General features: G+C 31.2%; 18 protein-coding genes. 7 read left to right on the top strand and 11 right to left on the bottom strand.

The features are described 5' to 3' along the window. Positions 1-3: 3 nt before the first annotated feature. Together BT107_RS12115 and rnr are read right to left on the bottom strand one after the other, a co-directional pair. Positions 4-684: a head GIN domain-containing protein gene (locus tag BT107_RS12115; protein ID WP_072304075.1), complete on the bottom strand. Its 681-nt coding sequence runs from the start codon at positions 682-684 to the stop codon at positions 4-6. Between the two features lie 59 nt (positions 685-743). Beyond that, complete coding sequence (gene rnr, locus BT107_RS12110) at positions 744-2939, bottom strand: ribonuclease R (protein ID WP_072304074.1); 2196 nt, start codon at positions 2937-2939, stop codon at positions 744-746. A gap of 620 nt (positions 2940-3559) precedes the next feature. On the opposite strand from rnr, the gene rpiB reads away from it, so the two are divergent. Continuing rightward, the gene (rpiB, locus tag BT107_RS12105) at positions 3560-3991 is read left to right on the top strand and encodes a ribose 5-phosphate isomerase B (RefSeq protein WP_072304073.1); all 432 of its coding nucleotides are present in this window, start codon (positions 3560-3562) and stop codon (positions 3989-3991) included. Positions 3992-4002: 11 nt separating this feature from the next. Continuing rightward, a complete protein-coding gene (locus BT107_RS12100; RefSeq protein WP_072304072.1) occupies positions 4003-4443 on the top strand; it encodes a GNAT family N-acetyltransferase in 441 nt (146 codons plus the stop codon). Here BT107_RS12100 and BT107_RS12095 read toward each other — a convergent pair. Beyond that, the gene (locus BT107_RS12095) at positions 4440-4814 is read right to left on the bottom strand and encodes a hypothetical protein (RefSeq protein ID WP_072304071.1); all 375 of its coding nucleotides are present in this window, start codon (positions 4812-4814) and stop codon (positions 4440-4442) included. The two genes, BT107_RS12100 and BT107_RS12095, sit on opposite strands and share 4 nt — an antisense overlap. 151 nt (positions 4815-4965) lie before the next feature. Here BT107_RS12095 and BT107_RS12090 point away from each other — a divergent pair, with 151 nt between their 5' ends. Together BT107_RS12090 and BT107_RS12085 are read left to right on the top strand one after the other, a co-directional pair. Then, complete coding sequence (locus BT107_RS12090) at positions 4966-6165, top strand: C40 family peptidase (protein WP_072304070.1); 1200 nt, start codon at positions 4966-4968, stop codon at positions 6163-6165. Positions 6166-6179: 14 nt separating this feature from the next. Continuing rightward, on the top strand, positions 6180-6935 hold the full coding sequence (locus BT107_RS12085; RefSeq protein ID WP_139254315.1) for a hypothetical protein: 756 nt from the start codon (positions 6180-6182) through the stop codon (positions 6933-6935). Positions 6936-7055: 120 nt separating this feature from the next. Here the strand turns inward: BT107_RS12085 and BT107_RS12080 are convergent, their stop codons facing one another. The 8 genes from BT107_RS12080 to BT107_RS12045 all read right to left on the bottom strand — a co-directional run bounded on the left by BT107_RS12080 (position 7056) and on the right by BT107_RS12045 (position 17406). After that, on the bottom strand, positions 7056-7583 hold the full coding sequence (locus BT107_RS12080; protein WP_072304068.1) for a DUF4442 domain-containing protein: 528 nt from the start codon (positions 7581-7583) through the stop codon (positions 7056-7058). Positions 7584-7599: 16 nt separating this feature from the next. After that, positions 7600-9228, bottom strand: coding sequence for a S41 family peptidase (locus BT107_RS12075; protein WP_072304067.1), 1629 nt, complete (start codon positions 9226-9228; stop codon positions 7600-7602). Beyond that, a complete protein-coding gene (gene rnpA, locus BT107_RS12070; RefSeq protein WP_072304066.1) occupies positions 9212-9622 on the bottom strand; it encodes a ribonuclease P protein component in 411 nt (136 codons plus the stop codon). Before rnpA ends, BT107_RS12075 begins: the two co-directional genes overlap by 17 nt. 204 nt (positions 9623-9826) lie before the next feature. After that, positions 9827-11686: a M1 family metallopeptidase gene (locus tag BT107_RS12065; RefSeq protein ID WP_072304065.1), complete on the bottom strand. Its 1860-nt coding sequence runs from the start codon at positions 11684-11686 to the stop codon at positions 9827-9829. Between the two features lie 2 nt (positions 11687-11688). Further along, the gene (locus BT107_RS12060) at positions 11689-13329 is read right to left on the bottom strand and encodes a S8 family peptidase (RefSeq protein WP_072304064.1); all 1641 of its coding nucleotides are present in this window, start codon (positions 13327-13329) and stop codon (positions 11689-11691) included. Positions 13330-13421: 92 nt separating this feature from the next. After that, complete coding sequence (locus BT107_RS12055) at positions 13422-14282, bottom strand: MBL fold metallo-hydrolase (RefSeq protein WP_072304063.1); 861 nt, start codon at positions 14280-14282, stop codon at positions 13422-13424. Positions 14283-14336: 54 nt separating this feature from the next. After that, entirely contained in the window at positions 14337-16547 is a 2211-nt protein-coding gene (locus BT107_RS12050) for a SulP family inorganic anion transporter (protein ID WP_072304062.1), read from the bottom strand. Beyond that, on the bottom strand, positions 16531-17406 hold the full coding sequence (locus BT107_RS12045; protein WP_072304061.1) for a universal stress protein: 876 nt from the start codon (positions 17404-17406) through the stop codon (positions 16531-16533). Before BT107_RS12045 ends, BT107_RS12050 begins: the two co-directional genes overlap by 17 nt. A 102-nt stretch (positions 17407-17508) precedes the next feature. Between BT107_RS12045 and BT107_RS12040 the strand changes: the two genes are divergently transcribed. From BT107_RS12040 to BT107_RS12030, 3 genes are all read left to right on the top strand, one after another. Next, positions 17509-19362 carry a cation:proton antiporter gene (locus BT107_RS12040; protein ID WP_072304060.1) on the top strand — a complete coding sequence of 618 codons (1854 nt, stop codon included), beginning with the start codon at positions 17509-17511 and terminating at the stop codon, positions 19360-19362. 179 nt (positions 19363-19541) lie between these two features. Beyond that, complete coding sequence (locus BT107_RS12035) at positions 19542-21896, top strand: outer membrane beta-barrel protein (RefSeq protein WP_072304059.1); 2355 nt, start codon at positions 19542-19544, stop codon at positions 21894-21896. Between the two features lie 15 nt (positions 21897-21911). Further along, the gene (locus BT107_RS12030; protein WP_072304058.1) at positions 21912-22922 is read left to right on the top strand and encodes a sensor histidine kinase; all 1011 of its coding nucleotides are present in this window, start codon (positions 21912-21914) and stop codon (positions 22920-22922) included. The last annotated feature ends 3 nt before the right edge of the window (positions 22923-22925 follow it).

Here is a 22925-nt window from a genome sequence, read left to right as displayed (position 1 = left end):
TTTCTATTTTCTAATTATTTTACCACCAAAAACTGTTTTCTCATCCATTTTTGTTGGATCGCCATAAACTAAAACTTCGCCACCAGCCTTAACCGATGCTTGCACATAATTTGTAGCAAAAATTTCTGCATTACCACCAGCATTTACACTAATTGTGGTAAGTTCTGTTTTAAAACCTTTTCCGTAATAAATACCACCAGTATTAATTTTTACGTCTTGGTTTTTTGCAGATCCTGTTGTTGTAATTACACCACCAGTAACAGATTTAACTAATAACTGTGTTACTTTAGCATCTATAATTAGTTCTCCTCCTTCTTGAGATTTTAACTCTAATAAATCTTGTTTAATAGTTTCATTAGAGCTAATTCTTGCATCTTCATTTACATCTATAACAGTTAACATATCTGTATAGTAAACATCTACAAATGTTCTATAACCACTAAAAATTTTATCAATTTCCATACGTAATTTTAGAACACCATCGTTATTAACAATTGAAACTTTTTGTGTGTTAGCACCCGTTATAATTGCCTCGTTTTTAGTAGACTTAATAAGGTTTACAGATAAGCCGTCAAAAGCTTTTACTTCTGTAAAACTTTCTAATTTTTGCGTAATTTTTTCGTTTTGTGCATGTACTAAACTAATAGTAAATAGCAAAAACGTAAATAAGTTTAACTTATTCATTTTGTTGTTTTTAGGTATATATTCCTAATATAATTTACAAAATTCGTTCCACAAATATATTACTCTGCTTTTCTAAGTAACGAAAAATCTAAATGTCTTTTTACTAAATCTGTACTTTTTACCATTACTACAACTTGTTCTCCTAGCTGGTAGCTCTTTTTAGTACGTTCTCCTACTATAGAATAGCTTTTCTCATCATAAGTATAGTAATCGTCTTTAATATCTCTTATACGCACCATACCCTCGCATTTGTTATCTACGATTTCTACATAGATACCCCATTCTGTAACTCCAGAAATTACACCTACAAATTCTGCATCTTTATGGTCGTCCATAAATTTAATTTGCATGTATTTAATAGAGTCTCTTTCTGCGCTAGAGGCAAGGCCTTCCATATCTGATGAATGCTTACATTTTTCTTCGTAAACTTCTTGTTTTGCACTTGCACCACCATCTAAATAATGTTGTAATAAACGGTGCACCATTACATCTGGATACCTACGTATTGGAGATGTAAAGTGAGAATAATAATCAAAAGCTAAACCGTAATGACCAATATTGTCTGTTGTATAAATAGCTTTACTCATACTACGTATAGCAAGTGTATCTACTAAATTTTGCTCTTTTTTACCTTTTACATCTTCTAGTAATTGGTTTAAAGACTCACTAATAGATTTTTTGCTTTTAAAATCTAATTTGTGACCAAATCTAGAAATAATACCATTTAAATTGGCTAATTTTTCTTCGTTTGGCTCGTCATGTACTCTATAAATAAATGTTTTTTCTGGTTTTTGCTTACCAATAAACTCGGCTACTTTTCTGTTAGCCAATAACATAAATTCTTCAATTAGTTTGTTAGCATCTTTAGATTCTTTAAAGTAAACTCCTTCTGGATTACTATTTTCATCTAAACTAAATCTAACCTCAACCTTATCAAAAGATATTGCACCAGCTTTCATACGTTTAGCACGCATAATTTTAGCCAATTTATCTAATGTTAAAGTAGCTTCTACTATAGCATCATCAACTGTATATGCACCACTTTCTCTAATAGAAATAGCTTCAGGAATTGTATTTTCTCCTGTTTCTATAATATGTTGTGCTTCTTCATAAGCAAAACGTTCGTTAGAATTTGTTACTGTTCTACCAAACCATTGGTTTATTAACATTGCTTGTTCATTAATCTCGAAAACCGCAGAAAAAGTATATTTTTCTTCATTAGGTCTTAGAGAACAAGCGTTGTTAGATAGTACTTCTGGTAACATTGGTACAACACGGTCTACTAAATATACAGATGTTGCTCTTTGGTAGGCTTCATCATCTAAAATAGTATCTGGTTCTAAGTAGTGAGATACATCTGCAATGTGTATACCTATTTCGTAATTACCATTTTCTAATTTTACAAAAGATAAAGCATCATCAAAATCTTTTGCATCTTTAGGGTCTATTGTAAACGTAAGAGTATCTCTCATATCTCTACGTTTAGCAATTTCTTCTGGTTTAATTGAGGTATCTATTTTATTAGCATAACTTTCTACTTCTAACGGAAATTGATATGGTAATCCATATTCTGCTAAAATTGAATGTATTTCTGTATTATGTTCACCTGGTTTACCAAGAACTTCTATTATTTCTCCGTAAGGTGAATCTGCATCATCTGGCCAATCGCTTAGTTTTACTATAACTTTATCACCGTCTTGTGCATTATTAATTTTATCTTTTGGAATAAAGAAGTCAGTATACATTCTAAAATCTGTAGATGTTACAAAAGCGTAGTTCTTTTGTAATTGTACAATACCAACAAAGTTAGTTTTGTCTCTTTCTATTATTCTAGTTATTTCGCCTTCTAATTTGCGACCTTTTCTTCTTGGAAAAATATAGACTTCTACTATATCTCTATGAAAAGCTTTCTTTAATTTATTACTAGCGATAAAAACATCATCATCTAGGCCTTCTATAACTATGTATGCATTGCCTTTACTAGTTACGTCTACTTTACCTGTATGGTATGTTTTAGAACTTCTAGCAACTGCTTTATATTTACCTCTACTTTCTTCTAGTATTCTCTTTTTTTCTTTTAACTGTACTAATCTCTTTACTAGTATGTTTCTTGTATTTGCGTCTGTTATTCCTAATTTAGCAGCTATTTGCTTGTAGTTAAAACTTTCGCTAGGATCTTTTTCTAGTACCGTAAATATACCTTTAGTAATAAAGTTACGGTCTTTGTTATTAGTTCCTTTTTTAATCTTTGTCATTCATTTTATTTATTTGTGGAAAATTACAAATTATAATCTACTCTTATCTACTTAAACCAATTTCTTAATTTAATAGTAAAGAAAACGTTGTTATAAACATATATATAATATACTATTATTCTTTTATTAAATTTTAAAAAAAAGAGGTGGTTATTATAGTGTGTTAATATGTACAATAAAATTATGCAATATTTCTTGTACTGAACAGTAATGTAAATTTATTGTAAACTTATGAGACGTTTATATTCTATTCTATTCTTAAAAATCAATCTATTACAATACTTATTAACGGTTATTAACAACTTCTATTAACAACGTTTTTTTAATAAATAGACTCTTAATAATTGTTTACATTATCAACATTAGTCTTAATATCTTTTATCTAAAAAGTTAAAAATAGATTTGGTTGAGGAAATTCTATGCTATAATGCAACTATTTTTAGAAAAAACAAAATTTATGTTTTGTATACTTATTAAAGTGTTGTGAACAACTTGTTAGTTGTATGTGATACAATCAAAAATGTATGTAAAAATGGGGGTTTGTATTTATTAACAATTTTAGAATAGTAAATACAAAGGTATTTGTACTTTTGTAATGTAAAACTACAAAAAACAATACAATGCATATAGCTATAGGTAATGACCACGCTGGTACAGATTATAAATTTGCGGTACTAGAACTTTTAAAAGAAAAAGGTATAGAAGTTACCAATTACGGTACAGATAGTAATGATAGTGTAGATTATCCAGATTTTGTACATCCTGTAGCTGCAGATGTAGAAAATAAAAAAGTAGATTTTGGTATCCTTATATGTGGTAGTGGTAATGGTGTTTCTATGACCGCTAACAAATATCAAAAAGTAAGAGCTGCTTTATGTTGGACAAAAGAGATTGTTTCTCTTGCTCGCCAACACAATAATGCTAATATATTAAGTATACCAGCACGTTTTGTTTCTTTACCACAAGCTTTAGAAATGGTTAAAACATTTTTAGATACTGATTTTGAAGGTGGAAGACACCAAAACAGAGTTGAAAAAATAGCTTGTAATTAACATACCTTATTATGTTAGTAAGTGTTAAAAGTTTTAAGGAACTAACTACAAAAGATGTATACGCAGTTCTACAATTAAGATCAGAGATTTTTGTTGTAGAACAAAACTGTGTTTACCAAGATGTAGATGGTAAAGATTTTAAAGCATTTCATGTTTTGGGATACAAAGACAACAATTTAGTTGCTTATACACGTATTTTTAAATCTGGCGATTATTTTAAAGAAGCCAGTATTGGTAGGGTAGTAGTTAAAAAATCTGAAAGAAAGCATAAGTACGGTTACGTAATTATGCAAGAATCTATAGCTGCTGTAAAAGAACATTTACAAGAAACAACAATTAAAATTTCGGCTCAAAAATACCTTCTAAAATTTTATAATAATTTAGGTTTTAAAGAAGAAGGAGAAGAGTATTTAGAAGATGGTATACCACATATGGTCATGTACAAACACTAAATTTTAATTGGCGTTTTATTACTTAGGTTTATATCATCTAGCATATCTGCTGTAAATTTAAAATGTCCTTTAGTTGTTATAATTCTAAACCTATTAGAATTCATTCTACTTAAAGTGTCTAAAAACAGCCATTTAGATTTTAGTAATTTTGGTTTGTCCGATTTTAAACTTATCTCAAAAAAGTATTTTCTACCATTTTTCATAGCAACAATATCTGGTGTTATTTTAGCACCAGTACTTTTTCTAATATAAGACTTTGGTATTTCGCAATCTGTTGCGTCTGCCTTTATATTTGTAAAGCCTCTAGATTCTAAATAGGAAATAGACTTTAATATAATCTCTGTATTTTCTAGTTTATCTGTCTCAATCATAGTTATCAACATAACAAAATAAACTTTAATTTCCTAATTTAAATACTGATTAACAGTACTTTAACGTAGTTATTAACATTAGAATGTTCATTTTATCTACATTAAAATAAAATTTTCATAATTTCACTCTTCCATTTAAAATAGATTAAAAATGAAATTAAGAATCAATTCTAACATATCATTTATTGCACTTGCAGGACTTTTGGTATTAGGTAGTTGTAAAAATGAAGAAGAAGTAAAAAATCCTATTTTAGAATATATAGATGATGTAAAAACAATATATGCACCAGATAAACGTGTTGCTCTTTTTAATATTGATTCTAAAGCCGTTAACAACAGTTTTGTTTTAAAAGGAGAATCTAACCTACCAGAAGCCGTAAAAGAGCTTAAAACAAAGTTAAATAAGGCTAATATTACATATACAGATAGTATACAATTATTACCAACGGCAGAATTTAAAAATAGCAATTGGGCAATTGTTAAAATATCTGTAGCTAATTTAAGAAGCAAAGCAGGACACTCGCAAGAACTTGCCACACAAGCAACCTTAGGTACACCTGTAAAAGTGTTTAAGAATGATGGTGATTGGTATTTAATACAAACACCAGATAATTATTTGGCTTGGGTAGATAAAGGAGGTATAGAAATTTTAAAGAATGATGATTTTAAAACCTGGAAAACAGCTAAAAAAATTATATATACTGATATTACAGGTTTTTCTTACACGTCAACAACACGTCAAGAAATTGTATCTGATTTGGTTGCTGGTAGCATTTTAGAGTTGGTAGCAGATGAAGGGTTATTGTACCAAGTAAAATACCCAGATGGTAGGCTTGCTTTTGTAAAAAAGGAAGAAGCACAAACGTATAATAGTTGGTTAGCAGCCTTAAACCCAACAGAAGAATCTTTGGTAGCAACATCTAAACAATTAATGGGTTTGCCTTATTTATGGGGAGGTACCTCTAGTAAAGGGGTAGATTGTAGTGGGTTTACCAAAACAATTTACTTTTTAAATGGTATGGTGTTACCAAGAGATGCATCTCAACAAGTAAACGCAGGTACAGTAGTAGATAAAGACAAAGACTTTAGTAAACTTACTGTGGGAGATTTATTGTTCTTTGGTAAGCCAGCAACAGATTCTACCAAGCAAAGAGTAGTACACGTAGGTATGTGGATTGGTAATAACCAGTTTATACATTCTTCTGGTCGTGTACATATTAGCAGTATAGATAAAGAGGCTACTAATTTTGATGAATTTAATTTAAATAGGTATTTACAAAGTAACCGTATGTTACACCAAAATACAGAAGCTATTTTAAAATTAAAAAAGGCTAAGCTTTTTATGGATTAATAAATTTTATTAAAATGAGTAAAATAATTAGCATTCTAATAATGGTATCTGTTCTTACGGCCTGCAATGGTATAAAAAAAGAGAACCTTCTTGCTGCAGATACTAATGATACAGTCCTAAATTTTCAAGACGCTTTAGAAAGTTACAAGGCACAAGAGCATCGTTTTGAAATTAAAGCTTGTAAATTGTATTATAATGAACAACATGTGGTCTTAGATAGTCTTCATCTTTTTGAAAAAGTAATGGGAAGCAATTACTCTTCAGATGATGATGATTATTACAATGATAAACCTATAAGTTTTCAGACTAAATGGTTAGGGAAAATGTATAATCTCGATAAAACAAATGGTTTAGACAATAGGCCTAGAATGGTTTATAGTATCGCCATAAAATTATCTGATGATACCGAGTTTTTAAAAAATAGAAAAGAGGGATATACATCTAGGTTAAAGCAAAGGGATTCCTTATTTTATAATTTACCCACCTTAGAAGGATATGTGCTTATTGACGGCCAACTTATTAATGCAAATACAAAAATTAAAGACTTTAATAAAGATAGAAAAAATAATAAATTGCCCTTATATACACCATTTTTAGGTCAAGGAAGATCTCAAGGAATTTGGTATGGACAAAGTTATTGTAAACCGGCATATAATGGAGTTGGTTTAACAGAAATTACACTTTTTTATAATGATGAAAACTATTTAGAAAAGAATTACAAGGTAACTACTATAAAAGAAGTTCGCTATAATTATGAACAGCCATATTAATGAGTAAAATAATAACTATTACAAACGCCTGTTTGTAAAGAGTGCTGAGTATAAGTAAAAACAACAAAAGCTATCTAGTAATTTAGGTAGCTTTTTATTTATATAGACATAATTTTATGTCTATTGTCTTTTCCTATTTTTCATTTTTTGCTTGTAGAACTCTTTATTCGCTACATAAATGGTTTTATGTACCAAGCAAAAAGTAGTAGCACCATCTGCACTTTTTATTTCTGTAGTTTTTTTAATCTCAATTTCATTTTCTGTAGCAATACGGTTTTTAATATCTTGTAGTTCTTCTTCAGTATAGTTAAAAACAGCATATACGTTCTCTTTTGCAGGCTTTTTAAAACGTATATCAGCAGCTTTATCCCAGACCACATAATCATCACCAATTAAATACAACAACTGTATCATTGGTATTGGGTCTACGGCAGAAAATAAACTACCACCAAAAATAGAATTTACATAGTTTCTGTTTTTCCAACTAATAGGAATCTTCACCTTTATGTGTAGTAAATCTTTAGTAATTTCAATTATTTTACCCGTACTTCTTTTGTACATAGGCGAATAATTAAATCCGTATTTAAAAAGTATGTGTTTAGAAAATATTTTTTGACCAACACTGGCCATTTTTTGGTAAACAGACATAGTATTTTTACGTATTCTACTTTAAATATTCGTTGTATTTGGTAGTATTGTTAAGCAATTCTGTAGCAGTTAAAATAGCATCGTCTTGCGTTAAGTAATACTCGTACAAGCCTTCTTTATAAAAATATCGTTTTACAATTTCGTCTTCAATATTTTTTACAATTTCGTCTTTATACTTATCTAAAGCCTTAAATTTATTTTTATTAATATCTACTAGAAGGCTTTTGTACTTGTCTTGTATCTCTTCACCAAAAATAGCACTGTCATTACTGTTTATAGCGGCTGTTAATGCTTTTTCTGTTTCGGTTTCAAAAGAAAAATTAGATTCTTTTACAAACTCTTTAAAGTCAATAAAATTGGCATCAGTAAAATTAAAATCTGCAATAGAGGCTACTTTATTGTTGTAATAGTAATTGGTTGCAAAGTCAAAAATAACATTGTTTAAAAGTAATGCTTTGGTAAGTGCATTGGTTTTAGCAGCTGCAATTTGTATTTCTGGTAATACACCACCACCATCTTGTACTTTACGTCCGTTTTTAGTTTTAAAATCGTTAAACGTAGTGTTTTTAACAGCTTTACCATCTGCATCTCTATGCCAGTAATCTAGAGACTGTATACATCTACCAGAAGGCGTGTAATATCTAGAAATAGTTACTTTAAGTTGTGTACCATAAGTAAGTTTAAGAGGTCTTTGCACTAAACCTTTACCAAAACTACGGGCACCAACAATTACGGCTCTGTCTAAATCTTGCAGGCTACCAGAAACAATTTCACTGGCAGAAGCACTAGAACCATTTACAAGTACAACCAACGGTATTTCTGTATCTACCGCAGCATTTCTTGTTTTGTATACTTTATTAAATTTTTTAACCTTAGATTTTGTGGTTACAATAAGCTCTCCTCTAGGAACAAATAAATTGGTAACATTTATAGCCTCAGATAATAATCCGCCCGGGTTTCCTCTTAAATCTAATATTATTTTTTTTGCGCCTTCGTTTTTAAGATTAACCAAAGCTTCTTTTGTTTGTGAAGATGCCTTTTGGTTAAACTTAGTTAATACAATATAACCCGTTGTTGCATCTACCATTTTATAAAACGGTACTGCATCTACATCTATATCTTCTCTATTTATTGTTGTGGTGTTTGTTTTGTTTTGCCTCTTATAAACCACACTTACACCTGTGCTACTAGCTCCTTTAAGCAGCTCTGTTGCATCATCTTTAAAAGTTGCAACATCTGTATCACCAATCTTTATAATTTCATCTCCAGCCTTTAAACCAGCTTTATCTGCAGGCGAATCTTTATAAGCTTCTATAATTAACATTTTGTCTTTATACGTGCGTACAACAGCACCAATACCAGAATATTTACCAGCATTGTTAATGCGGTAAGCTTCTACGTCTTGTTCATTTAAAAAACGAGTGTAAGGGTCTAAACCATTTAGCATATTTTTAATGGCATTGTCCATTAATTCAGCCGGATTGGTTTCATCCACATAATTCATATTTAACTCTTTAAAGAGCGTAGTAAAGATTTCTATTTGCTTCGCTATTTCAAAAAAATCGCCTTTAAAACTACTTGCTCCAAGTAAAATACAAACAGCAAAAACCGGAATTATTATTTTCTTTTTAAATAGCTTCTTCATTGGTTACTTTCTTATAAAATTTGGTAAGCGCCTCTATTATAGATTGCTCTATCTCTGCATAATCTGGCATCTTTTTACCAAGATATAAAAATAGTAACGCAAAATCTTGATCTATGTTGTTAAAAACAATGTGTTTATTAAGCCTATACGCTTCTCGTAATAATCTTTTAATTTTATTACGGTCTACAGCACTTTTAAAATTACGCTTAGGTACAGTAACACCAACGTTTAAAGAGGTGTTTTCTAAACTACATGGTAAGTAAATTAATTTAACAGGAAAACTAGATACACTTTTACCATCTTTAAATAACTCCTCTATTAATTTTTTGCTTTTAAGCTTTTCTTTCTTTGGATAAGAAAAATTAGGAGTAGTAGTATCTGCTAGCGTAGGCATTAAAGATGTATTAGTTAATTATTTTAAATGATAAGATAACTGTGTACTTGGTATCTCGTTTTTTAAACAGAAACAAAGGTATTATAAAGATACTATTTTTAACTGTTTATTGGTTTTTATATCTAGTTTGATGCAATTTATGGGCACAAAAAAATCCGTTTAAAGTAAAACTCTAAACGGATTTTTAAAAATTAAAAGGAAGATTTACTCTACCTCGTAAACATTATTTTCTTTGTTCACATCTGCCATAAGGTTAGATGGGTCTATAACAATTGCTTTAATACTTGCTTTTGGCTTGTTAATAGTAAAGCTGTAGTTAGAGTTTGCCCAAGGCCAATCTGGCAATACAGTTCTTTTTAAATCTGTATAAGGGTTTTCTTTTTCACCACGCATCATACGTAATGGCGCATAAAATGTTTCTTTTGTACCATCTGTGTAAACAACTAAAACATCTATAGGCATTGGCATTAAACCAATTCTTTCTAAAGATACCGTAGAAGTATTATTAGCTTCTGTAACTTCTTTAATGCTGTAGTCTATAGTATTTGTAGTTTGTGTCCAGTCTGTTAAATACCAGTCTAACTCCATACCAGAAACTTTCTCTGCTGTTCTTTTAATATCGTTAGGTGTTGGATGCTTAAATTTAAAATCTTCATAGTATTTATGAATCGTTTTCATTAAATTATCTTGTCCAACAATGTATCCTAATTGAGATAAAAAGATAGATCCTTTACTGTAAGCAGCAATGCTATAAGGCATATTTGCGTGGTAACGGTCTGCGTGTGTAGTTTGTGGTTGTTCTTTGCCAGTACTTACTAAGTAGTAATACCCACGGTAAGAACCTTCAAAAGGATTGTCTTTTTTCTGATCCATAACCTCGTTCATACATAAAGAAGAAATAAAAGTTGTAAAACCTTCATCCATCCACTCGTGTTTAGCTTCATTACTAGCTAATACATGCTGAAACCAAGAGTGAGCCATTTCATGTGCAGTTGTACCCGCAAGGCTACCAAACTTTTTACCACCAGCAATTAAAGTACTCATAGCGTACTCCATACCACCATCTCCACCTTGTATAATAGAATATTGTTTGTATGGGTATTCGCCAATGTTTTTATTAAAAAACTGCATCATCTCTGCAGCTTTAGGCTGTACTTTTTCCCAGTTAGCTTTAGTTTCTGCATCATCACCTTGGTATAAAAAGTGTAATAACGGACCATTTTCTACCTGTAAAGTATCATGAATATAATCTGGATCTGCAGCCCACATAAAGTCATGTACCATTGGCGCTTTAAAGTGCCATGTTAATTTTTTACCACGTTGCTTTTTTACTTTAGTTCCAGGAGCCTCGTAACCGTGACCTATTTCATTAGCATTTTGTAAGTAACCAGTACCACCAACAACGTAATCTTTATCTATTGTAAGTTTTACATCAAAATCTCCCCAAACACCATGAAATTCTCTTGCGATGTAAGGATCTGCATGCCAACCTTCAAAATCGTACTCAGCTAATTTTGGATACCACTGTGTCATAGATAATGATACACCATCATTACTATTACGACCAGATCTACGTACTTGTACAGGAACCTGACCTTTAAAAACCATATCAAAAGTAGTTTTAGCACCAGGAGCAATTGGTTTAGCCAATTCTACCACTAAAACAGTACCTTCTACATTGTATTTTACAGCAGTACCATCTTGTTTTAAAGAAGAAACTTTAATAAAGCCAATCTCGTCTTCTTTTAAAGTTTCAATTCTGCTGTTTTTGTCTTTATCTGTCATTCTACCATCAGGATCAGAAATACTATGCAGACGTGCATCCATTTCGCTACCTGGTTGAAAAGCATTAAAATACAAATGATAATATACACGTGTTAACTCATCTGGTGAGTTGTTTGTGTATACTAATTTCTGTGTACCATCATATTGGTAATTTTCAACATTCATATCTATATCCATAGAATAGTCTACGTGTTGTTGCCAATACGGACTATTCTGTGCAGATAAAGGAGAAAGCAGCGTTGTAAACGCTGCTACTCCTGCAATTAATAATTTTTTCATATTTATAGTTTTACTTGTCCTTTAGAAACACTTTCAGCTAATAAAAGTGCATTGTATAAATTTACCATTTTACCAGAAGTAGATAAATTATCTAACGTATTACTGTTAGCAGGGTCACCACCAACAACAACCTTAGTTTTTGTAGGTATACCAGACTGCATAATAATTTTTTTAACTTGTGCCGCTGTTAATTTAGGATACTGAGAACGAATTACTGCAGCAACACCAGCAACAGCAGGAGAAGCCATAGATGTACCGCCCATAAACTCGTATTTACTACCTGGTACTGTAGAATAAATTGCTGCACCTGGAGCAAATACATCTACATTAATTTTACCGTAGTTAGAGAAATCTGCAACCATTGTAGAACCGTATTTGTTAGCTAAAGCACCAACTGTAATTACATTATCTGCAAATTCTGGACCATTTTTAATTTGGTCGTTAGGGTAGTTAGGATTGTTTTCATAATCGTCTAAATCTGCACCATCGTTACCAGCAGCATGTATAAAAAGAACATCTTTTTCTGCAGCATATTTTAAAGCTTCGTAAACCCATTCTGCTTTTGGAGAAAATGCTTTACCAAAACTAGCGTTTATAACTTTAGCTCCGTTATCTACTGCGTAACGTATACCTAAAGCAATATCCTTATCGTACTCATCACCATTAGGTACTGCTCTAACACTCATAAGCTCAACATTGTTAGCTACACCGTTAGCGCCTTTACCATTGTTACGTTCTGCAGCAATAATACCAGCAACGTGTGTACCGTGACTTTCACTATCTACAGAGTTCATTGGGTTACCATTACCGTATTTAGTATCTGTAAGGTCGTAAGGGTTATCACCAACTGGCTTTCTACCATCAAAATCTTTGTTTAAGTTATAATTTACTTGGTCTGTAAAGTATGTAATACCACCAGTAATACTTTCTATAGCTTCTGGTATAGAGCTACTAAAAGAATACATTTGGTTTAATACAGCTAGGTTACGTTGCATAGCCTCGTCTTTAGCAGTAATACCAGCTATATCTTCTTTTGTGTAACTGTCTTTTCCTAATTCTTTTTTAACAGCAGCATCTGCAGTATTTACAGCTTGTAAAATTTGCTCGTATCTTTGTTTACCAGCTAAAGCTTCTTCATAATCAGGCTCAATTTTAGCCTTAGCTTTTGCTTGTAAAGCAGCATCACCAAGATTTAATCTTAAAATTCTAGCAGCTTCTAATTGTTCGTTATAAGAATCTCCTAAAAAGTTATAGCCGTGAACATCATCAATAAAACCGTTGTTGTCATCATCTTTATTGTTTCCTGGAATTTCTTTAGCATTAGTCCATAAAACATTTTTTAAATCTTCATGGGTTAAGTCCATACCAGAATCCATAACAGCAACAATAACTTTGGTTCCTTTTTTGTTACCAATAAGTTCTTTGTAGGCTTTATCTACACTCATTCCTGGTATAGTGTCTGTAGCAAGATCTGCGTGACCCCAGTTTTGTTTTTGTTGTTCTGTTAGTTCAGATACTTTTAAAGGCAAAGCATCTATGTTATCTACAGGAGTAGAAACTAAAGTAGGAGCAGATCCACAGCTAGCCATTATTAAGGCAATAGCAGATAAGCTTAAAACAGATTTTGTTATTCTGATATTCATATTGAGTTAATTTAATTTGTATTTTTTAATAGCGTCTAAAATTACTAAATTCTTAGTAAATGATTAATATAGTTGAGTTTATAGTATTCCCTTTAATTAAAGAGCTCGTTAAATGTGAAAATTTCATTTAAACGCACTCCTTTTTCTGTATGTTTTACAGTGCATATTTCATTATGCGCATCATGTTCTAAAACCAAATAATAATTATTGTCTGCAGCGGTGTTTAAAAACAACTCTTTTTCAGACAAGGTTAACAACGGTCTAGTATCAAAACCCATAACGTAGGGTAGCGGTATATGGCCAACTGTAGGTAATAAATCTGCCATAAAAACCAATGTTTTTCCTTTGTACTGTATGTGAGGAATCATTTGTTTTTCTGTATGTCCGTCTGCATAAAAAATTCCAAAACCAAGTTCTGACTCAGCTTCAAATTGATGCTGATTTGGTTTTAAAAAGTTTAATTGCCCGCTTTCTTGCATTGGTAGTATGTTTTCAGTTAAAAACGATGCTTTTTCGCGTGCATTAGGTTTTGTTGCCCAGTTCCAATGGTTTTCGTTAGTCCAAAACTTAGCATTTTTAAACGCAACTTGATACCCTGTATGGTCTTTGTTCCAAATAGCGCAACCACCAGAATGATCAAAATGTAAGTGTGTTAAAAAAACGTCAGTAATATCGTCCTTACTAAAACCTAATTTTTTTAAAGACTTGTCTAACGTATGGTCACCCCACATGTAGTAATACCCAAAAAACTTGTCGGACTGTTTGTTGCCCATACCAGTATCTATTAATATAAGTCTGTTGCCATCTTCTATTAATAAACAACGGCCAGCAATATCTATCATATTATTAGCATCTGCTGGGTTGGTTCTTGTCCAAATAGCTTTTGGTACAACACCAAACATTGCACCACCGTCTAATTTAAAATTGCCTGTTTCTATTGGGTAAATTTTCATAAATACAAAATTAGGTAAAGTAATATGTTTATATGATGCTATTTTATGTTAACATTATTGTAAAATTTGATGCAATTGCTTACCAAAATATAGCATTGCTTTTACTTCTTGTACACTAAGTAAACGCTCTTTTTTAATAATTAACAGCGCAGATCCGTTGCATTCTATGTGGTAGTACGGATTACTTTCTAAAAACAAAATAAGTTCATTTGTAAATAATTTATGTATCTCATTAGGCTTTTCTCCGCTTAAATAAAATCTACGGTTAAAATCGGGATGGTTTTTTATAGCAATATCTTTAAAACCAGCTAAGCTGTAAATATATTTAATAAGACCTTCTTTGTCTAATGTAAAAATAGGCACTTCCCTATCTAATTTAATATGTAAAATGGTAGTTTTAATAACTTCTCGGGCAATAAAAGCACCCTCAGTAAACTCAACATCCATTAAAGCAACCTTGTTATTCTCTGCTTTAAGCTGATTGTAGAAATAGCGTATTTCTCTACTTTTAAAGAATACAAAGTCTTTTAAAAATGTAGTTTCTCTATTTTTATTTGGAATATAATCCCATTTAAAATCTGCTGCAGCATTCTTTAACAACAGTTGTCTTTTGGTTAGGTTACCGCCTACAGGAGCTAATTTTTCTGCAAATGGTATAATTTTACGAATAGCAAATGGGTGTTCAGAATCTGCTCCGTGTTTGTCTAAGCCAATAAGCTCTATGCTACCACCTTTTTTACTAAAAGTATCTATGTAACCTTCCAGACCTTCCATAACGGTGTGGTCTACAAAATTACACATAGAAAAATCTAGAACAACATCGTTGTTTTCTGGTATAGCATCTAACTTATTTTTAAGTTTATAAAAATTAAGAAAGCTACAAAAGTATTTTACGCTAATATAAAAGTTACCACCATCTGGCTCTTTAAACATTAAAATATTAGGCTTTAATAGGTTTTTAAAAAAGATAGAAAAGCTTTTATTTATAATAATGTGTATTACAAACGTAATTAAAATACCAGCACTAATACCTGTAATTAAATTGGTAAAAAGTGTAGTAAATAGGGTTACTAAAAATATAATTATTTGCTCTTTACCAATTTTAGCAACTTTTTGCAATGTTTTTGGTGTAGCTAATTTGTAACCTGTGTATACTAAAATAGCAGCTAATGCAGCTAGTGGTATTTTACGCAACTGCTCTTGAAAAAGAAGCACAAAACCAGCTAAAAATACTGCCTGAAAAAAGTTAGCAGATCTGTTAGTAGCGCCATTATTAACATTTACAGAACTACGAGCTATAACTGTTACTACATTTATACCTCCTAAAAGACCACTTGCAATAGATGCTACACCCAATGCTTTTAAATCTTTATTTACGTTAGAACGCCTGTTTAAAGGATCTAGTTTGTCTACCGCTTTTATACTTAGTAAAGACTCTATGCTAGCAATTAGTGTGATAGAAAAAACGGCAACTATAAAGTTGGGTTGGTATATTTTTGAAAAATTTGGAAATGCTAAATTAGATGTAACATCTGCAGGTATTTTTACAAGAAAATCTTCAGTTAATGGGTGGTCTATTTGAAAAGCAGCTAGTATGTAACTTAAACCAACCACAAGCACAATAATCCACATAGGTGCTGGTATTAATTGAAAATACTTATTTCTAATTTTTGCATAGAAAACCATTATCAGCAAACTAATAACACCAACTGCTGCCGCAATTAAAACACTACTATCTGTAGTTAGCCATAGGTTTTGTACACCAGCAGGAAACTGCAATACAAGCGGAATTATTTTTCCGTTGATACTGTTGTTCCCTAACATAATATGAAACTGTTTAGAGAGTATACCAATACCAATAGCGGCTAACATACCTTCTATAGCAGAAGCAGGAAAAAAATCTGCAAGCCTACCCATTTTTAAAAAGCCAAGTATAATCATTACCACACCAGACATTACAATTGCAGCCAGTGTTATTAAATATCCTTGGTATAAATCGCCATCACCTAGAGTAGAAATAGCACTTAAAAGTACTATAACCATACCATTTCCAGGACCTGTAATTGTAACATTAGAACCACCTAGGATAGATACAATAAAGCCACCAACAATAGCAGCAATAACACCAGAAATTGGTGGCGCCTCACTTGCTAGAGCTAGCCCTAAACCTAATGGTAATGCTATTAATGAAACTACAAATCCAGAAAATATATTCTTTGGTAATGCGCTTACAAATATTTTTGTTTTATTAGTTTTCGGAGTCAAATCGGTTACGTATTATAAATAAATCTGTTGGTAAATCAGATAAAATGTATTCTATATCATGCGGAAAAATACGATCTAAAATACCTGTTTTGGAAGGTGCATTCATTACCAATAAATCTGCCCTAACAACCGCAGCATAATGTCCAATAGAGTATCCTCTTTTGCCAAAAATACTTTGGTTTTTTATTTTAATTCCTTGTTTACAACTATCAGGAATATCTTTTACAATTTCTCTTACTCTTTGTTCTTCACGATGTTTTAATCGTTCTTTAACAATGTTTGCTTTTTTTAGTGATTTATCATCTTGTACCGTTACTTGTATGTCTTTTTGCAAAATTTCTTCTACAATTGTAAGCTGTGGTGCTCCCAGTGCATCTGCAATATAAAAAGCGGCATTAATACTAAGTGGTGTGTCTGGTGCATCTAAACCATTAACAACAATACTCTTACAAGGTACACGTGCTACAGAAGGCTTAATAAGTAATAATACAGAGCAACAAACTTTACGGGTTAGCTTACGAGCAATAGAACCTACGTAAAATTTATACCTATTTTCTTTCTGTAAGGCACCAAGAATCAATAAATCTATACTGCTTGTTTTACAGGTGTTTACAATAATATCTATAGGGTCACCTTCTTTCCAATGTACTTCTATATCTAAATCCTTATATTCTGCCTCTCTAAGAAAAGTTGTAATTTTATCTTCCTTTTCTTGAGTTTTAGAACCAACGTGAAGCAATATTAACTTGGCATTAAAAAAGTGTGCAATTCGGGAGGTTTCTAGAATATTTATTTTCAATTTTGGTGAAAATGCAAACCCAAAAAGAATCGTTTTAAAAGGACGATTTTTATATACCATACACTAAATTTAGCCCAATATAATACAATTATATAAGAAAAGTATTTAGGATTGAAAATTGCTTTTTAAAATTAAAATACTATTTTTCAAAAAAAATGAAATATGCTAGAGTTAGCCGGAATTATAATACTTGGAATAATAGCGCAATGGTTTGCTTGGAGATTAAAATTACCCGCAATTTTACCCTTAATCTTAATAGGGTTATTGGTAGGGCCAATTGCTACTCTTTTTACAGAAGATGGTAGTAAAATAATAGAACCAATTTGGAACGGAAAAACAGGACTTTTCCCAGGAGATAGCTTGTACTATTTTGTTTCTTTGGCTATTAGTATTATTTTATTTGAAGGTGGTTTAACTCTAAAACGATCTGAAATTAAAAATGTAGGGCCTGTAATATCTAAGTTAATAACCATAGGTTCTTTGGTTACTTTTTTTGGTGCTGGTGTAACTGCACACTATATTTTTGGACTTAGTTGGGAGATATCTTTCTTGTTTTCTGGATTAATTATAGTAACAGGGCCAACAGTAATTACACCTATTTTAAGAAATATACCGCTTAAGAACGATATTTCTGCGGTTCTTAAATGGGAAGGTATTTTAATAGATCCTATAGGTGCATTAGTTGCTGTATTAGTGTATGAGTTTATAAGTGTTGGTGGCGGTGGCGATTTTACATTTACTGCATTGATAGAGTTTGGTAAAATATTATTATTTGGTACCACATTTGGTTTTACGTTTGCACACGGTTTAACAGCCGCAGTAAAACGTAATTTTATACCACACTATTTACTTAATGTAGTGTCTTTATCTGTTGTATTACTTGTTTTTGTAATGTCAGATGTTTTTGCACACGAGTCTGGTTTATTAGCTGTAGTGGTTATGGGTATGGTTATGGGGAACACAGATTTACCAAATATTAAAGAGTTATTGTACTTTAAAGAATCTTTAAGTGTGTTGTTAATATCTATCTTATTTATACTACTATCTGCAAATATTAATATATCAGATTTAGAGCTTATTTACAATTGGAATACTTTAATATTATTCGCAATTATTGTTTTTTTAGTAAGGCCTTTGGGTGTCTTTTTAAGTACAAGAGGTTCCAATTTAAAGTTAAACGAAAAACTATTTATTAGTTGGGTTGGCCCTAGAGGTATTGTTGCAGCAGGTATAGCTTCCTTATTTGGGTCTAAACTACTATCTAAAGGAGTTACCGGTGCAGAATATATTACACCTCTAGTTTTTATGATTGTTTTAGGTACCGTTTTACTTAATGCAACTACAGCAAGGATGTTTGCAAAACTGGTTGGTGTTTTCTTAAAAAGATCGGAGGGTATTTTAATTATTGGTGGCTCTAAATTATCTAGATTAATTGCTAATTACTTAAATGACCATAACAGACACGTAGTACTAATAGATAATAACCAAACCAATATAAACAAGGCAAAAAGTTTAGGTTTAGATGCTATTAACGCCAATATTTATTCAGATTCTTTAACAGATAATATTGAGTTAAGTGATATGGGTTACGTTATGGCACTAACGGCAAACTCAGATATTAACAATTTTGCAGTTAAAAAGTTTGGAAAGCAATTTGGTGAAAACGGATCTTTTAGATTGGTAAATGCAGATGAGATGAACGACCCACAGAATAACCCTAAAGAAGGTTTGTTTTCTCATACAGATGATTTTATTAGGCTTACAGAAATAGCTCGTAAATACCCATCTATACACGAAATAAAGTTAAAAGATCAAACCCATTATGAAGGTTTAATAGAGATTACAAAAGCAGATGAAAATATAGTGCCTATATTTTTAAAGTTTCCAGATGGTGAGCTTCATATTATATCTTCATTTAGCAAAGATTTTACAGATATAACAGAAGAGTTTGAGCTGGTATATTTAGGTAAAATGTTAGATGTTGATAAGCACTCAGATCAAACAGAAGAAGAATAGAAATTAGTTTTTAATATAAAAAGGCTTCCTGATTAGAAAGCCTTTTTTGGTTTTGTGCAGTTACAACTGGTCATTAAAAAAATAGGGTTCAGCCTAAATTTAGCCCAACTTATCAGAAAATAGTTTTGCTAAAGCTTTAATTCATATACATTTATAACATCAATCTTAAGCGAACAGTTATGAATGCGTTAGCAAAAATTATTATTATTTCAATTTTAGGAGTCTTATCAGCTCAAGCTCAAAGTAAAATTTCTGGTTTAATAACAGAACAAAACATACCGCTAGAGTATGCTAATGTTATTCTATACAATCAAACATTAAGTAAAGTAGTAACTGGTACAATTTCTAGTAAAACCGGAACATATGTTTTTAACGATGTTGTAAACGGTAGTTACTATATAGAAGTTTCTATGTTGGGTTTTAAAACAACAACATCTAAAGTTTTTGAGTTAACTACAGATAAAGAATTAAATTTTTCTTTAAGTGAAGAGGCAGAATCTTTAAACGAGGTTGTTGTAAAAAGTAAGCGACCAGTAATTAGGCAAACGGCAGAAAAGCTTGTTGTAGATTTAGAAAATTCTGAAATGATAAATTCTAATTTAAAAGATGTAATGAAACGTGTTCCTGGCGTAATTGTAACTAATAACGGTATAAGTTATGCAGGACAAAACAATATTAGAATATTAATTAATGGTAAAACTACCGATTATATGGATATGAATACGTTGCTGCGCGATATGCCTGCAGATAACATAGCCAGAGTAGAAATGGTAGAGCAACCTGGTGCCGAGTTTGATGCTGCAGGTTCCGGGCCAATTATAAACATAATACTAAAGAAAAATGTAAGACTAGGTACAAATGGTACTGTTGTAGGTTGGGTAGGAGAAGATGAAGGAGTAGAGTACGGTACAAGTGCCTCTATTGGTAGTTACAAAAACAAGTTAAACTGGCAAGCAAGTGCAGGATATTCTAGTCCCACTTGGAGAGAAGATTTATTTATTAAAAGAACCGTAGATGGCGCAACATACAACCAAGCTACAATAGAGCCTTACAACCCTAAAACTGCAAGAGTAAGTGGTAGTGTAGATTATTATATTACAGAAGAACATACCATAGGAGTTGGTGTTAGAAACATAAATACAAACTCGGACCGTAACTCTAATAGTTCTAATATAATTACAAGTAACAATGGTACAGATTATTTGTTATCTCAGAATAGTTTTAATAGGGACCAAGTTGTTTTTAATGTGAATCCTTATTATGAATATAAAACAGAGAAACAAAAGTTAACGGTAGATTTTAATTTTGTAGACTACTCCAATGATAATATTAATACCATATCTTCTTTAGAGGGTAGCACAGTTCCTTATACAAATCAGCGTTATTTACAAGATGGCGAATATCAAATAAAAACTTATAAAGTAGATTATTCTAAACAATTTACAAAAGACTTTAAACTTAGTTTTGGTAGTAAGTACGCAGCAGTAGACACAGATAGCGATTTAATGTCTTTTAGTGAAAATACAAACGGAGAATTTACGTTTAATGAAGCTGCTAGTAACCGGTTTTTAGTTGAAGAAAATATTTTTGCACTGTATTCTAAATTAAATATTACTAGCGGAGAATGGTCTTTTTCTGGTGGGTTACGTTTTGAAGACAGCAACACAAAAGGAACGTCTAATACAACCAATGTAACTAGAGAGCGTAAAATATCTAAACTGTTCCCTAGTGCATCTGTAAGTAAAAAACTAGGAGAAAGCCTAAGTGCTAATGTAGCTTATAGTTACCGTATAAGTAGACCAAGTTACAGTACACTAAACTCTTTTGTAACGTATTATGATCCACTATCTTCAGATGTTGGAAATGAAAATTTAAAACCAGCTTTTACCAATAATTACCAGTTTAACTTAACTTTTGATGGTCAACCGTTTTTTACTATTGGTTATAGTGAAACAAAAGATGCAATGTTTCAATACGTATCTCAAAATACAGATACGGCAGAAATTAGCAGAACAACTATTAACTTAACAGATAGTGAAAACTGGAATTTTAGACTATTTGGGCCATTAAGCTTTATAGAAGGTGTAGATGGGTATACTGGGTTTATTGTAAATTACAATAAATTAGAGTCTGTACCAGATAATTTAAATTTAGATAAATGGAGCTTAATTTGGTTTACACAAGCCAGTTACGAGCTTCCTTGGGAAATTAATGCTGAAATAAGTGGTAACTACGGTACAGGAGCATTAGATGGTGGTTTAGATGTAGACTGGTTTGCGGGCATAGATTTTTCTTTAGGCAAAACCTTTTTAGATGACAGACTAAAAGTAAACCTAGGACTAAGTAAAATACTGAATAGAGGTTATGTTGGTAAAATTAATTACAATAATTTGTTTGCAGATGTAGAAAGTAACGAGTCTAGAAGAAACGTACAATTAAGAGTATCTTACAGTTTTGGATCTAGATATGGCAAGCAGAAAAATAGAGAAAACTCATCTAAAGAGGAGCAAAATAGAATTGATGATAATAACTAATACAGAAACTGTCTAATGAACAAAAAAATAAACAAATCAGATGTATTACTAATGGTAGTTTATTTTATAATTTCTTTTTCTATTCAAGGCTTAGAGTATTATAATAAAGATGCTATGCTTAAGGAATATCTCCTAGATTTTCCAACAGATTTAATAACTATAAGTAGTATTATTTTCTTATTTGTTTTTTGGCTAATACCCAAGTTTGTAAAAGAAAAAAAGTATGTGCTATTTGCAATTTTTGGTATTGTTATTCTAGTAACACTTACAGGAATTCAATTTACAGTTGGGTATTGGACAGGAGAAAACGATTGGAGTAAGTTTCCAACGGGTATAGATTTTGTAATAGATATGATAAACAGAGGCGCCAGTGATACTGCATTTCCTTTTGCTTTATTACTTACCAAAAAATTTTATGAAGGACAAAACCAGTTATTAAAATTTGAAAAACAGCAGAAAGAAAACGAGCTAAAGTTATTGCGTTCACAAATAGATCCTCATTTTTTATTCAATAATTTAAACACACTAGACTCTTTAATAGATAGTGATGCTGAAAAAGCAAAAGAGTATATTAACAGATTGTCACTAATTTATAGGTATCTAATAAAAACAAAAGATGCAGAGGTTATGGAGCTGTCTGATGAAATAGAATCTGCAGAAAACTATATATTTTTAATAAAAACTCGCTTTGCAGACGATTATGATTTTAAAATAGTGAAGCTCATCACCTTAGAAGATAAATTTATACCTACAGGAGCTGTACAGGCACTATTAGAGAATGTTGTAAAGCATAATAAACCAAATAAACACAATAGTATAAAAACGGTAATATCTATTACAGAGAGCGTGTTAAAAGTGTCTAATATTAAATCTAATATTAGAGCAAAAAACGAGTCGTTTGGTACGGGTCTAGAGAACTTAAAGGCACGTTATAAATTATTATCAGACAAAGACGTATTAATAATAAATACTGACAAAGAATTTATTATTTCAATTCCGATTATTAAATTGATTGAAGAAAATTAAAGC

The organism is Cellulophaga fucicola (assembly GCF_900119145.1).
Classification (GTDB): domain Bacteria; phylum Bacteroidota; class Bacteroidia; order Flavobacteriales; family Flavobacteriaceae; genus Cellulophaga; species Cellulophaga fucicola.
This window is presented reverse-complemented; position numbering and strand designations above follow the sequence as displayed.

What these genes read in the sequence shown, in the direction of transcription:
- BT107_RS12040 (WP_072304060.1), top strand. Translation starts at nt 17,509, where the DNA reads ATGCTAGAGTTAGCCGGAATTATAATACTTGGAATAATAGCGCAATGG.
- BT107_RS12055 (WP_072304063.1), bottom strand. Translation starts at nt 14,282, where the DNA reads ATGAAAATTTACCCAATAGAAACAGGCAATTTTAAATTAGACGGTGGT.
- rnpA (WP_072304066.1), bottom strand. Translation starts at nt 9,622, where the DNA reads ATGCCTACGCTAGCAGATACTACTACTCCTAATTTTTCTTATCCAAAG.
- BT107_RS12035 (WP_072304059.1), top strand. Translation starts at nt 19,542, where the DNA reads ATGAATGCGTTAGCAAAAATTATTATTATTTCAATTTTAGGAGTCTTA.
- rnr (WP_072304074.1), bottom strand. Translation starts at nt 2,939, where the DNA reads ATGACAAAGATTAAAAAAGGAACTAATAACAAAGACCGTAACTTTATT.
- BT107_RS12115 (WP_072304075.1), bottom strand. Translation starts at nt 684, where the DNA reads ATGAATAAGTTAAACTTATTTACGTTTTTGCTATTTACTATTAGTTTA.
- BT107_RS12080 (WP_072304068.1), bottom strand. Translation starts at nt 7,583, where the DNA reads ATGTCTGTTTACCAAAAAATGGCCAGTGTTGGTCAAAAAATATTTTCT.
- BT107_RS12045 (WP_072304061.1), bottom strand. Translation starts at nt 17,406, where the DNA reads ATGGTATATAAAAATCGTCCTTTTAAAACGATTCTTTTTGGGTTTGCA.
- BT107_RS12085 (WP_139254315.1), top strand. Translation starts at nt 6,180, where the DNA reads ATGAGTAAAATAATTAGCATTCTAATAATGGTATCTGTTCTTACGGCC.
- BT107_RS12060 (WP_072304064.1), bottom strand. Translation starts at nt 13,329, where the DNA reads ATGAATATCAGAATAACAAAATCTGTTTTAAGCTTATCTGCTATTGCC.
- BT107_RS12030 (WP_072304058.1), top strand. Translation starts at nt 21,912, where the DNA reads ATGAACAAAAAAATAAACAAATCAGATGTATTACTAATGGTAGTTTAT.
- BT107_RS12065 (WP_072304065.1), bottom strand. Translation starts at nt 11,686, where the DNA reads ATGAAAAAATTATTAATTGCAGGAGTAGCAGCGTTTACAACGCTGCTT.
- BT107_RS12075 (WP_072304067.1), bottom strand. Translation starts at nt 9,228, where the DNA reads ATGAAGAAGCTATTTAAAAAGAAAATAATAATTCCGGTTTTTGCTGTT.
- BT107_RS12095 (WP_072304071.1), bottom strand. Translation starts at nt 4,814, where the DNA reads ATGATTGAGACAGATAAACTAGAAAATACAGAGATTATATTAAAGTCT.
- rpiB (WP_072304073.1), top strand. Translation starts at nt 3,560, where the DNA reads ATGCATATAGCTATAGGTAATGACCACGCTGGTACAGATTATAAATTT.
- BT107_RS12100 (WP_072304072.1), top strand. Translation starts at nt 4,003, where the DNA reads ATGTTAGTAAGTGTTAAAAGTTTTAAGGAACTAACTACAAAAGATGTA.
- BT107_RS12090 (WP_072304070.1), top strand. Translation starts at nt 4,966, where the DNA reads ATGAAATTAAGAATCAATTCTAACATATCATTTATTGCACTTGCAGGA.